This is a genomic window from Alloalcanivorax dieselolei B5 (genome assembly GCF_000300005.1).
Classification (GTDB): Bacteria; Pseudomonadota; Gammaproteobacteria; order Pseudomonadales; family Alcanivoracaceae; genus Alloalcanivorax; species Alloalcanivorax dieselolei.
Map to the genome: position 1 here is coordinate 4,835,738 of NC_018691.1, position 12,696 is coordinate 4,848,433.

Annotated in this window: 7 protein-coding genes; 4 read left to right on the forward strand and 3 right to left on the reverse strand. The window is 60.9% G+C overall.

What is annotated here, in order from left to right; translation table 11 throughout:
* Positions 1-98: 98 nt before the first annotated feature.
* On the reverse strand, positions 99-2,261 hold the full coding sequence (uvrD, locus tag B5T_RS21730) for a DNA helicase II (RefSeq protein WP_041717835.1): 2,163 nt from the start codon (positions 2,259-2,261) through the stop codon (positions 99-101).
* Positions 2,262-2,428: 167 nt separating this feature from the next.
* Here uvrD and B5T_RS21735 point away from each other — a divergent pair, with 167 nt between their 5' ends.
* Positions 2,429-5,299: a sensor domain-containing protein gene (locus tag B5T_RS21735; protein WP_229682909.1), complete on the forward strand. Its 2,871-nt coding sequence runs from the start codon at positions 2,429-2,431 to the stop codon at positions 5,297-5,299.
* Positions 5,300-5,329: 30 nt separating this feature from the next.
* Here the strand turns inward: B5T_RS21735 and B5T_RS21740 are convergent, their stop codons facing one another.
* Entirely contained in the window at positions 5,330-6,286 is a 957-nt protein-coding gene (locus tag B5T_RS21740; protein WP_229682910.1) for a hypothetical protein, read from the reverse strand.
* Between the two features lie 136 nt (positions 6,287-6,422).
* On the opposite strand from B5T_RS21740, the gene B5T_RS21745 reads away from it, so the two are divergent.
* The gene (locus tag B5T_RS21745) at positions 6,423-7,265 is read left to right on the forward strand and encodes a metal-dependent hydrolase (protein ID WP_014996687.1); all 843 of its coding nucleotides are present in this window, start codon (positions 6,423-6,425) and stop codon (positions 7,263-7,265) included.
* A gap of 129 nt (positions 7,266-7,394) precedes the next feature.
* Here the strand turns inward: B5T_RS21745 and B5T_RS21750 are convergent, their stop codons facing one another.
* Positions 7,395-9,281, reverse strand: coding sequence for a sigma-54-dependent Fis family transcriptional regulator (locus B5T_RS21750; protein ID WP_014996688.1), 1,887 nt, complete (start codon positions 9,279-9,281; stop codon positions 7,395-7,397).
* 282 nt (positions 9,282-9,563) lie between these two features.
* Between B5T_RS21750 and B5T_RS21755 the strand changes: the two genes are divergently transcribed.
* Together B5T_RS21755 and B5T_RS21760 are read left to right on the forward strand one after the other, a co-directional pair.
* Positions 9,564-10,487, forward strand: coding sequence for a transporter (locus B5T_RS21755; protein ID WP_014996689.1), 924 nt, complete (start codon positions 9,564-9,566; stop codon positions 10,485-10,487).
* A gap of 75 nt (positions 10,488-10,562) precedes the next feature.
* Positions 10,563-12,659 (forward strand): PQQ-dependent dehydrogenase, methanol/ethanol family, encoded by a 2,097-nt coding sequence (locus tag B5T_RS21760; protein ID WP_014996690.1) that lies wholly within the window; start codon positions 10,563-10,565, stop codon positions 12,657-12,659.
* The last annotated feature ends 37 nt before the right edge of the window (positions 12,660-12,696 follow it).

Consider the following 12,696-nt stretch of genomic DNA (forward strand, 5'->3'; position numbering starts at 1 on the left):
GTCTTATCTCTTTTTACGGAACGGCTGTCCATGGGACTTTTATCTACCCTGGCGCAGCACGTCTCCCTCTACAGCACGTCCCTCTACAAAACGTCCTTCTACAGCACGTCCAGGCGGGCATACTGGCTGACCAGCCATTTGGTCCCCACGCCATCGAAGTTGATTTGCAGGCGGGCATTGGGCCCCTGCCCTTCGAAGTGCAATACCGTACCTTCTCCGAATTTGGGATGTACCACCCGCGCGCCCAGACCGATGCCGTTGGCCTCCTCCTGACGCACCGTGCCGCGGCGGCCCACCGGGCGGCTCACCGCCGCCCGCACCCGCACTTCCTCCACCAGCTCACCGGGAATCTCACGCAGGAAGCGGCTGGGCGGATTGAGCGTCTCGTTGCCGAACAGGCGCCGGCTCTCGGCGTAGGTCAGATACAGCTCACGCATGGCCCGGGTCAGCCCCACATAACAGAGCCGCCGTTCCTCGGCCAACCGGCCAGGCTCCTCCGAGGACATCTGATGGGGAAACAGCCCTTCTTCCAGGCCGGTGATGAACACCACCGGGAACTCCAACCCCTTGGCGGAGTGCAGGGTCATCATCTGCACCGCGTCCTCGAACGCCTCCGCCTGGCCGTCTCCGGCCTCCAGGGCGGCGTGGTCGAGGAAGGCGGTGAGCGGGTCCAGATCGGACTCCTCGTCGCCCTCTCCGAACTGGCGCGTGGCGGAGACCAGCTCCTGCAGGTTTTCCACCCGCTGCTGGCCTTTGTCCCCTTTTTCCTGACCGTGGAAGTCCAGCAGGCCGCTGGCGGCGATCACGTGTTCCGTGGTCTCGGCCAGATCCAGCGCCTCGGTCTGTGCCGCCAGTTGATCCACCAGTTGCAGGAACGCCAGCAGCGCGTTGCTGGCCCGGGGGCTGAGCAGGCGTTCGTTGACGATGGCCACCGCCGCGTCCCAGAGCGGGATACCGCGCAGGCGGGCCTGCTCGCGTACCGCCTCCAGAGTCTTATTGCCAATGCCCCGGGTCGGGGTGTTCACCACCCGCTCGAAGGCGGCGTCCGCCTGGCGGTTGTTGAGTAACCGCAGATAAGCCAGGGCGTTACGGATTTCAGCCCGCTCGAAGAAGCGCTGGCCGCCGTAAATACGGTAAGGAATGCCGGCCTGCAGGAACGCCTCCTCCAATACCCGGGACTGCGCATTGGAACGGTACAGCACCGCCATATCATCGCGATTGGTACCCTGCTGCATCAGGCTTTCCACTTTGCCGGCGATGAAACGGGCTTCGTCCACCTCGTTGAAACCGGCATAGAGGCGAATCGGGTCTCCCTTGCCGCCCTCGGTCCACAGCTGCTTGCCAAGCCGGTCCGGGTTGTTGTCGATCACCGCGTTGGCCGCTTCCAGAATGGTGCTGGTGGAGCGGTAGTTCTGTTCCAGACGGATCACCCGGGTGTCCGGGAAATCACGGCTGAAGCGATGAATATTCTCGATCTTGGCGCCGCGCCAGCCGTAGATGGACTGGTCGTCGTCGCCAACGATGGTGACCGCGTTATGCTCATCGGCCAGCAATCGCAGCCAGGCGTATTGGATGGAGTTGGTGTCCTGGAATTCATCCACCAGGATATGGCGGAAGCGGCGCTGGTAGTGGCCGCGCAGGTCATCATTGTCGCGAAACAGTTCCAGCACCCGCAGCAGCATTTCATTGAAGTCCACCAGGCCGGCGCGCTCGCAGGCTTCCTCATAGGCCAGGTAGATCTTCTGCATGGTCGCCGCGAACAGATCGCCACCGCTGACATCCATGTGCGCCGCGCGCAGCCCTTCGTCCTTCTGGCCGTTAATGAACCAGGTGGCCTGACGCGCCGGCCAGCGCTGCTCATCCAGCCCCAACTCACGGATCACCCGTTTGACCAGCCGCTGCTGGTCATCGGCGTCGATGATCTCGAAGCTCTGGGGCAGGCGCGCTTCCTGCCAGTGCGAGCGCAGCAGGCGGTGAGCGATGCCGTGGAAGGTGCCCACCCACATGCCACCGGCGGGCATGGCCAGCAGTTGTTCGATGCGGCCGCGCATTTCCGCCGCCGCTTTATTGGTGAAGGTGACCGCGAGAATGCCGAAAGGCGAAGCCTGTTCGGTGGCGATCTGCCAGGCGATGCGGTGCACCAGCACGCGGGTCTTACCGGAGCCGGCGCCGGCCAACACCAGCAAATGGCGGTCTTCCGCGGCGACCGCGTCGCGTTGGGCCGGGTTGAGGCCGTCAAGAAGTGTGGTTACGTCATCCATGGGCCCGGAGTTTATCAGAACCAGCGAAAGCCGGCGCTGGCTTTGCAGCAATCGACGCATCCGTGACCAATCGCACGCGCGGTGCTCCTTCCGTGGTTTCCTTTCCCGCACCGGCGTGGGTAAACTGCAAAACAAAAAGGCCGTCCACGAGCCTGGAACCCGAGTCCGTGTCTACGTCATCTCAGCAACATATGGATCATTCCCGCCATGCGGTGATGCGTGCCCAATGCCGCCACCTGAGCGCCGGCTTACGTGGCATGAGCATGCTGGAAGCGGCCACCGTGCTGGTCACCCTGGCGGCCTATTGGGCCACGCCGGTGTCCCTGCTATTGCTGCTGGGATGGGCGGCGCTGACGCTGACCTTCATAGCGGCGCGCATCCTGTGGCTGCAATCCTGGGACCTGGAAGACGATACCGATCACCGTCAACAGCGCCGTTACATCTCGCTGTTCGTGCTGATTTCCGGTCTGTTACTGGGGCTCGGCGGTCTGCTGCTGAACCTGCAATCCGCCACGCCGGACGAATCCCTGTTCTATGCGCAGCTGACCCTGGGCTGCCTGGGCATCGGCCTGGGCATCGTGGCACTGGCCGCCTACAGCAGCCACCTGTTCACCGTGGTGAGCTATCAGGCGCTGCTGCTGACGCCCGCCTTTACTCAATTGCTGCTGACACAACCGGACAACCCCGCTCTGGCCACCACTCTGCTCGCCATCGCCGGCTTTCTGTTTCTCACCGCCCGTTACATCAACAGCACCTCTCACCGTGCCCTGGATCTGCAGATCAGCAACACCGCCCTGATCGATTACCTGGACCGGGCGCGCGCCAACGCCGAGGCGCTGAACGAAAAGCTGGCCGAGGAGATTTGTGAACGGAAAGAGGCACGGCGGCGTCTGCAGGAGGCCAACGACCGGCTCGAATCCATGGTCAGCGAACGTACCCGGGCGCTGGAAGTGGCCAACCGGGAACTCACCGCCACCGGCGAGCGCCTGGAGCTGGCGCTGGAGGCCAGCAATATCGGTCTGTGGGACTGGAACCTGAACACCGGCTCCAACTACCACACCAATTTCGACCGGCTGCTCGGCTACGAGAACGAATACTTCGGCAATTTCTTCGGTGATCTCAAGCAGCTGGTGCACCCGGACGACTTTCCCACCATCCGCCGCGGCATGGTCGCCCACTTCAAGGGCGAGACCGACCGCTATCACGCCATTTACCGGTTGCGCCACAAGCAAGGGCACTGGTGCTGGCTGGAGGACGACGGCCGCGTGGTGGAGTGGGACGACAACGGCCGTGCCATCCGCATGATCGGCACTCGCCGGGACATCACCTCTCAACGCGAGGCCCAGGAACAGCAACGCCTGGCCGCCACCGTCTTCGAGAACGCGCCGGAGGGCATCTTCATCCTCGACCGGCAATTCCGCTTCCTCGCCGCCAACGCCCGCTTCGAGCAGATCACCGGCTATCGCGAGGAAGAAATGAACGGTAAGAGCATCGCCGACAGCGAACATGCCCGCCGTCACCGCAATCTCTACCACACCATCCGCGTGGGGCTGCGCCGCAACGGCTTCTGGGAGGGGGAAATCACCGGCCGCCGGCGCAATGGCGAAATCTTTCCCGAGTGGGTGCAGATCAGCAGTGTGCTCGACGAACGCCAGCGGGTAATCCGCTATGTCGGCATGATTTCCGATCTGACCTCGCGCAAGGAAGCGGAGGAGCGGGTCCGCTTCCTCTCCAATTACGACCGCCTTACCGGCCTGCCCAATCGCACTCTGTTCCGCGAGCGGCTGCACAAGGCACTCACCCTGGGGCGCCTCAATCGTTCCCGGGTGGCGTTGCTGATGATCGATCTGGACCGCTTCAAGCCGATCAACGAATCGCTCGGCCACGAAATCGGTGATCGTCTGCTGAAACTGGCCGCCGACCGCATCTCCCAGTGCGGCCCCGGCGATGAGAGCCTGGCCCGGGTCGGCGGCGACGAATTCGCCCTGGTGCTGGACAACTGCGGCGGGGAGCCGCAAATCGGCGCTCTGTGCCAGAAGATCATCAACGCGATGAAGAAGCCGTTCCTGATCGACAGTCACGAGCTTCTGCTGGGCGCCAGCATCGGCATCAGTCTGTTCCCGTCCACCGCCATGGATGCCCAGCCCATGATCAACCAGGCTGACATGGCGGTGCATCAGGCCAAGCGCAGCGGCGGCAACAATTACCAGTTCTACCGCAGCGGCATGCAGGTGGCCTCGGTGGAGCAACTTGCGCTGGAAACCAGCCTGCGCAAGGCCATCTTCAAAAATGAGTTCGTGGTCCACTACCAGCCGAAAATGGATCTGGCCAGCAACGCCGTCTCCTCGGTGGAAGCCCTGGTGCGCTGGCAGCACCCGAGCATGGGATTGTTGCCGCCGTCGGAGTTCATCCCACTGGCGGAGGAGTCCGGCCTGATCTCCGCCATCGGCGAACTGGTGCTGGAGCGCTCCTGCCGCCAGGCGCACCAGTGGCATAAACAGGGGCTGGGGAACATCCGGGTATCGGTGAACCTGTCCGCGCATCAATTCCGCAAGGGCAATCTGGCCGACGTCATCGACCGTGTTCTCGACCTCACCGGCCTGCCCGCTCATCTGCTGGAGCTGGAACTCACCGAAAGCCTGATCATGGAGGACCTGGAGCAGAATATCGCTCTGCTGGAGCGGCTGCGCTCACGGGGGATCGGCCTGTCGCTGGACGATTTCGGCACCGGTTATTCCTCGCTCAGTTACCTCAAGCGCTTTCCGGTGGACACCCTGAAGATCGACCGCTCCTTCATTACCGATCTAACCCAGAACGCGGACGATGCCGCCATCACCCGCGCCATTATCGAGATGGCGCACAGCCTCAATATGAGCGTGGTGGCGGAAGGGGTGGAGACCGCACAGCACCTGGAGATTCTGCGTGCCATGGGGTGTGATGGCATTCAGGGCTTCCTGATCAGCCGGCCGGTGGAAGAGAACAAGATCCGGGAGATGCTGCGCGACCAGCACAACCTCTCCCCGCGGCGGATGCTTTAGCGCGGCCCTGGGCCAGGCTGACATCGCGGCTCAATCTATGGCCGGCGGCTCGTCACCCAATATCGCCAGGGTTTCCGGCGCTTCGAAGAACGGCGTCAGATGACGGCGCAGCCAGGCCTCCAACATGCCGTTATCGCGCAACACCCGCACCACGCCGGGGGCGAAGCGACGGGCATCGTCCAGCATGGTTTCACGGTCGATTCCCACTTCCTCGAGCAATTCCAGCAGGGAACTGTCACGGTATTTGTCAAAGAAGGTGTGCACGCCCTCGCTCAGCAGGGTGGTGAAATAGTCGCTGTGCCGGAACTGCCGCCAGAAGTCATAGCCGATCACGAACAGCTCCTGAATGTCCTCGCTGCTCAGCAGGTCCCGCAGTTCCGCCACCGGGCGTTCGGACAGTTCCCGCCAGCCATCCAGAATCAATTCCCGTAGCGAGGCCAGGTTTTCGTCGCTGTAGAGCCACGGGTCGCTGAGCAACGCTTCCATCCGTCGCATCAACCAGTCCTGCAGGCGCAGCTCCGCGGTGGCGCGCCAGCGCTCCGGCACACGGCGCCCCAGCACACCCCGCACCACCTCGGGTATCCCCTGATGCAGCCATGTTTTGACACCCAGTTGGGTGCCGCCGGCCAATAGCGCCAGCAATACCGGGTTGTGGCTGAGCCAGGTGATCCCCTGGCGGGACAACGGCACTTCCAGCAGCTTGTCCACGGTGGCGGTGATGGTGTCCTCGTCCACCAGTTCCCCGATCAGCCGGTCACTGTCAGTACCGCTCTGATACAGGCGCTCCATCATTTCGCCGACCAACTCCGGCATCCCGCCACCCAGCTCCATGGTCGCCGCGTACTTGTGCGCGGTGTCGACCACCTGCTCCGGGGTCACCACCTCTCCCAGGCGCAGACGGCCGGCTTCGGCCAGCAGGTAATCGAGCTCCTGCTCCAGCCAGACGTTCAACTGCTCCGGTGCCAAAGTACGCTGAAAATGTGCCACCAGGGCATCAAGTAAACAATTTGCCTTAATCTGTCTATTGTCCGTCACGACATAACCCTATTGTTAGAAGTGCCTTGCTGATAGCCCGGCCAACTGTATCATCGAGTGATGTAACATTCATTAGAGGTACGTGATTATGGCCATCTCAATTCTGCCGACGCGCCGTAACCTGCGTTTCAAGCTGGACCCGGCGAAGGCCCTCACCTGGCATCGTGACGGCCTCAATGTCAGTCAGTTTCTTAATACCATGAGCCTGTTTTTTCCGGTCGGTGAACGCTTTTTCATAGACAGCGTCCGTCATTATCGGGATCTGGTTCAGGATCCCGAGCTGAAAAAGGCGGTGACCGCCTTTATCGGCCAGGAAGCCATGCACGGCCGTGAACACGATGAGTACAACGACCATGTCGCCAACGCCGGTGTTCCTCTGAAAGCCCAGGAGCGGCTGGTCGAAGCGCTGCTCAAGCAAATCCAGAAGCGCGCGCCTCAGTCCTTCCAGTTGGCCAGCACCGTGGCCCTGGAACACCTTACCGCGATTCTCGCCGACGGGCTGCTCACCTTGCCGGAAATCATGGAGGGTGCGGACGACGGCTACAAGGCCATTTGGAATTGGCACGCCCTGGAAGAGACCGAACACAAAGCGGTGGCCTTTGACGTCTACCAGCTGGCGGTGGGTACCGACGACCGTTTGTCCGCCTACGCGCTGCGGACCTCCTCCCTGGTGATCTCCACCACCGTGTTCTTTGCCCTGTTCCTGCCGTTCTACGTGCATAACGTACGCGTTACCGGTGGTCTGTTCGACGCCAAGGGCTGGCGCTCGGTGCTGCGTCACAGTCTGGGCAAGAAAGGCATCTTCCGCTATACCGCCAAGGCCTGGCTGGACTGGTTCAAACCGGGGTTCCATCCGTGGGACCACGACAACCGCCGGTATCTGGAGCAGTTCGAGGAACTGCTCGGTGACGTCCTCACCGACGCCGCCTGATCCCATCCCCTTTTGGCCGCCCTAGGGCGGCTCTGCCTTGTGCCGGCTCCCCCGCCGGCTTTTTTATCGCCGCCGTCCATGGCGGCCACCCTTCGGGCCGATTCAGGCTGGATTTACATCCGCCCTTGCTCAATCCAGGCCGAACTGCCGCATTTTCCGGTATAGCGTCGCCCGGGCGATGCCGAGATCCTTCGCGGCGGCGGAAACATTGCCTTTGTGCCGCGCCAGCGCCGCTCGCACCGTTTCACATTCGGCCCGCTGCAAGGTGCCCGATGGGCGCGTTGATAATGGTACCGATGGCGTCTGCAGCGAAGCCGGCAGATGCTCCACCGTCACCGTTCCATTCTCGGATAACGCCACCGCCAGCTTCAGGGCCTGTTGCAACTCGCGAATATTGCCCGGCCAGGAGTGGCCACGCAGGGCCGCCCAGGCTGCCTCGGACAGCACCGGTGGCGCCTCATGTCCCGCTTCTCCGACCAGCAGATGCCGCACCAGATCATCGAAATCCTGGCGCTGGCGCAGCGGCGGCAGCGGCATCTGTAAACCATTGATGCGATACAACAGGTCTTCACGGAACAGCCCTTCCGCCACCCGTTGTTCCAGGTCCCGGTGGGTGGCGCAAATCAACGAACATTGCACCGCGATGCCACGGGTAGCGCCCAATCGGGTGACCTCCCGTTCCTGTAATACCCGCAAAAGACGCGCCTGTAATTCCAGCGGCATATCGCCAATTTCATCCAGAAACAGCGTGCCGCCGTCGGCTTGCTCAAATTTACCGGGCATCCCGCCTTTGCGCGCACCGGTAAAAGCGCCGCCTTCGTAGCCGAACAGCTCGGATTCAATCAGGCCGGCGGGGATCGACGAGCAGTTAACCGCCACGAAAGGCCCTTCGGCGCGCGGCCCGGAACGATGCAGCCAGCGCGCCATCACCTCCTTGCCGGTACCGGTCTCGCCCCGCAACAATACCGGCAGATCATGGTGAAAAGCCCTCTGGGCCTGGCGCAACAAGCCGGTAACACCGGGATCACCGTGGAACGGCGCTTGTGGGTCTTGTTGACGCGCCGGCGGCGAGTCCGGCGGGGAGAAGCCATTGAATCGGAACGGTCGCCGTCCCTCCAACCGACAGAACAATTGCAAGCCGCCGTGACAGGCAAGTGCCACCGGCATGTCCCTGGCGGCCCAGACCCGCGCCATGCTCCCCTCGAACAGTGCCTCAAAACACAGCCGCCCATCACCGTCACCGACGGGGAGATCGAGCATCTGACGAGCCACCGGGTTGGCGCCCAGCAGACGGCCGTCACCGTCAAAGTGCAGCAGCCCGCGCATCGGCGAATCGGTCAGTTCCGGACGATAATGGACCGCCAGTCGCAGCTCGCCGCCAATACGCCGCATCATGCGGTTCTCAATTGCCCGCACGGCCAACGCTACCGGCTCCAGGATGCCAATACGGTGACCACCATGACGCCGGGATGCATCCAGCACCGCCACCAGCTCACCGTAAGGGTCGCGAAGCGGCACGGCAGCGCAGGCGAACACACGGGCCTCATCAAGAAAATGCTCACTGCCGCATACCACCGAGGGGCGCCCTTCCGCCAGCGCGCACCCCGGACCATTGGTACCGGCCACGGATTCATTCAAATTGACCCCGATGCGCAACGCCGGGGCGAGATCACGACAGGCTGGGTTAGTGTTGCCCAGGGCATGAATCACCACGCCCCCCGCCTCGATACAAGCCAGGATCCAGTTGGCGCGCCCCAGTGAATGGAACAAGAGTTCCATTTCCGGCGCTACGTCATCCAGCAGCAGATGGTGATGCTCACCAATGCGGCGCACGTCATTACGGGAAACAACATTAAAAATAACCCGGTCTTCGGGGCACAAACCGTGATGACGTGAACGCTGCCAGGAACGCACCACCGAATCTTCCAATAACTGGGGAGGCACATCCCGGCCTTCCTCGAACAATTGTCTGGCTTTTTGAACACGGTGATCGAAGTCGAACGGGTTAATTTGCATAGCCCTCTCCGGAATCCTGTTTTGTTGTTATACAGCCGGTACTCACCACTGTCTCAAAACGATACACCCGTCTTCCAGGTGACTATCGCCGGGCACCCTTCATGACACCTCAAATACCTGATAAGACACAATATTTTTTTAATTTTTCCAAAAAAACAAGTATGGCACGCCCTCTGCAATACGACAACGTGGCGACTGTTCGCGAGGGTAACAGCCCGCATTCGAGGACTTCTATTTTCCAATACGTTTTCTATCGAATAACAGCAACAAGGAACCGATTTCATGAGCGACAACAAAAACGTAAAAGCAACTTTGCGAAAACTAAAAATAACGGAGAGCAAAGCCGCCTTTTCACTACTGGCCGGCGCGCTCTTCTCCACGGCCAGCCAAAGCCATGCGGTGGACGTGGACGCCGGCGACTACACCGCCCTGCCCGCGGGCACCAACCTGGCCATGGTTTATTATCAGTACGCCGATCGCGACCGGCTCTACAGCGACGGGGACCGGGTACCGATCAATGCCGGGCTCGAATCCCACGTTGGCATTTTGCGTGGCGTTCACTTTACCCAAATTGGCGATTACATCGTTGATCCCCAGTTTCTGCTTCCCTTCGGTCATTTGGAAGGCAAGGACGACACCAAATCACTGGGTGACGCCGATGGTCTTGGTGATCTGATTCTCGCCGCCACGGTCTGGTTGGTGAACAAACCCGAAACCAATACCTACTTCGGTATTACGCCCTTCCTTTATGTGCCTACCGGCACCTATGACCACGACGATGCGCTTAATCTTGGCGAGAATCGGTGGAAGTTCGCTTTGCAGGCGGGCTACATCACCGGCCTCACCAAGAAGGTGTCTCTCGATGTCGCCGCCGACGTCACCGTGCATGGGAAAAACGACGATTTCGGAGCCAATAAGGACACCCAAAAGCAGGATCCCTTGTTCCAGGTACAGACCTTCCTTCGTTATCACCTGCGCGAAAATCTGGATCTGCGCGCCGGGCTCTCCCACACCTTCGGCGGGGAAACAGAAATCAACGGCATCGACCAGGATGACCGTGCCAGAACCACCAAGATGACCATCGGCAGCGGCTGGTTCGTCACACCTTCAGTGCAATTACTGGCGAACTATGGCCGCGATCTTTCCGTGGAAAATGGCTTCAAGGAAAACAATCGTTTCAACCTGAGAATTCTCAAGGCATTCTGATCAGTAGCGCCACCGGTGTCACGGCACCGGCGCGTTCACAGGCAGCGTGATAAAAATGAAAAGGAGCACCTGACAATGACTTTGATGCTTGCATTCCGCAGGGTGACAATGCCCTCCCTGTTGCTACTGTCCTCTTTGTTCACCACGGGGCCGGTTCTGGCGGACCAGGCCGGACCGGACGAGGCTTCGATACTGGCCAATCGTGACAGCGGCAAGGACTGGCCCAGCCATGGTTTCGACTACGCCGGCACCCGTTTCAGTCCGCTTACGCAAATCACCAGCAAGAATGTCGACAAGCTCGGCCTTGCCTGGTCCTATAATCTGGAATCCACTCGCGGTATCGAAGCCACGCCGATCGTGGTGGACGGCACCATGTACGTGACCGCGTCCTGGAGCGTGGTGCACGCCCTTGACGCCAAGACCGGCAAACGCCTGTGGAGTTATGACCCGAAGGTTCCCCGGGAGAAAGCCTACCAGGCCTGCTGTGATGTGGTGAACCGTGGTGTCGCCGTTTACAAGGGCAAGGTTTTCGTCGGTTCCCTGGATGGGCGACTGGTGGCGCTTGACGCCAACAGCGGCAAAAAACTCTGGGAAACGGACACCATCATCGACCGCTCCCGGCCCTATACCGTTACCGGGGCACCGCGCGTTTTTCGCGGTAATGTGATCATCGGCAACGGCGGCGCGGAATTCGGTGTGCGCGGTTACATCACCGCCTACGACGCCGAGACCGGCAAGCAGAAATGGCGCTGGTTCACGGTGCCTGGCGACCCCGCCAAGCCGTACGAAAACGAAGCCATGGCCAAGGCGGCGAAGACCTGGGATCCCAAGGGTAAATATTGGGAGTCCGGCGGCGGCGGTACGGTATGGAATTCCATGGTGTTCGATCCGGAATTGAACCTGATGTACATCGGTACCGGCAACGGCACACCCTGGGTACATCGCAAGCGCAGCCCAGCCGGTGGCGACAACCTTTACCTCGCCTCCATCGTGGCGATCAATCCGGAAACCGGCGACTATGTCTGGCACTATCAGGAAACCCCCGGCGACAACTGGGACTACACCTCGACCCAGGATCTGATCCTGGCCGACATCAAAATCGACGGCAAACTGCGCAAGGTGATCATGCATGCGCCGAAGAACGGTTTCTTCTTTGTCGTGGACCGCACCAACGGCAAATTCATATCGGCGCAAAACTTTGTCGACGTTAACTGGGCCACCGGTTATGACAAGGATGGCCGGCCCATCGAGATCGCCGAAGCCCGCTCCGAGGACAAGCCCTTCGACGCCATCCCCGGCCCCTTCGGCGGACACAACTGGCATTCCATGTCCTACAGTCCGAAAACCGGATTGGCTTACTTCCCGGCGCAAAACATTCCACTGAATCTGATGGAAGACAAAAACTGGAAGAAGCACGGCAGTAACAAACCGGGACAACCCATGAGCGGTATCGGCTGGAACACCGGCATGTTGATCAACGCCGAGACGCCATCCAGCAAACCGTTCGGCCGGCTGTTGGCCTGGGATCCGGTGAAGCAGCAGGAACGCTGGCGTTATGAGCATGTGGCGCCCTGGAACGGCGGCACCTTGTCCACCGCCGGGAACCTGGTGTTCCAGGGCACCGCCGACGCCAGATTGATGGCGTTCGATGCCGGCAGTGGCGACGTGTTGTGGCAATCCCCCATGGGCACCGGTGTGATCGCCGCGCCCATCAGTTACCAGATGGACGGCGACCAGTACATCACCATCGCCGCCGGCTGGGGCGGAGTATTCGGCCAGACTCAGCGAGCCTCGGACACGGCGACACCGGGCACCGTCTACACCTTCAAGTTGAATGGCAAGGCGCAGATGCCGGAATTCACGCAGTACCAGCTCGGCAATCTTCTCTCCGGCGTGAAGTACGACCCGGCCCTGGTGGAAGAAGGCACCTACCTTTACGTCAGCAACTGCGTGTTCTGCCACGGCGTTCCAGGTGTCGACAAGGGCGGCAATATTCCCAACCTGGGCTACGTGGACAAAAGCTTCATAGAAAACCTGGACAAGTTTGTCTTCAACGGTCCCTTCGTTTCCCGGGGAATGCCGGACTTCACCGGCAAGCTCAGCGCGGAAGACGTGGAGAAGATCAAAGCTTTCATTCAGGGGACCGCGGACGCGATAAGACCCAAGAAGTAAATCAGCACCACCTTTCCAATCACTCACACAGTAAAAA

What these genes read in the sequence shown, in the direction of transcription:
- uvrD (WP_041717835.1), bottom strand. Translation starts at nt 2,261, where the DNA reads ATGGATGACGTAACCACACTTCTTGACGGCCTCAACCCGGCCCAACGC.
- B5T_RS21745 (WP_014996687.1), top strand. Translation starts at nt 6,423, where the DNA reads ATGGCCATCTCAATTCTGCCGACGCGCCGTAACCTGCGTTTCAAGCTG.
- B5T_RS21750 (WP_014996688.1), bottom strand. Translation starts at nt 9,281, where the DNA reads ATGCAAATTAACCCGTTCGACTTCGATCACCGTGTTCAAAAAGCCAGA.
- B5T_RS21755 (WP_014996689.1), top strand. Translation starts at nt 9,564, where the DNA reads ATGAGCGACAACAAAAACGTAAAAGCAACTTTGCGAAAACTAAAAATA.
- B5T_RS21760 (WP_014996690.1), top strand. Translation starts at nt 10,563, where the DNA reads ATGACTTTGATGCTTGCATTCCGCAGGGTGACAATGCCCTCCCTGTTG.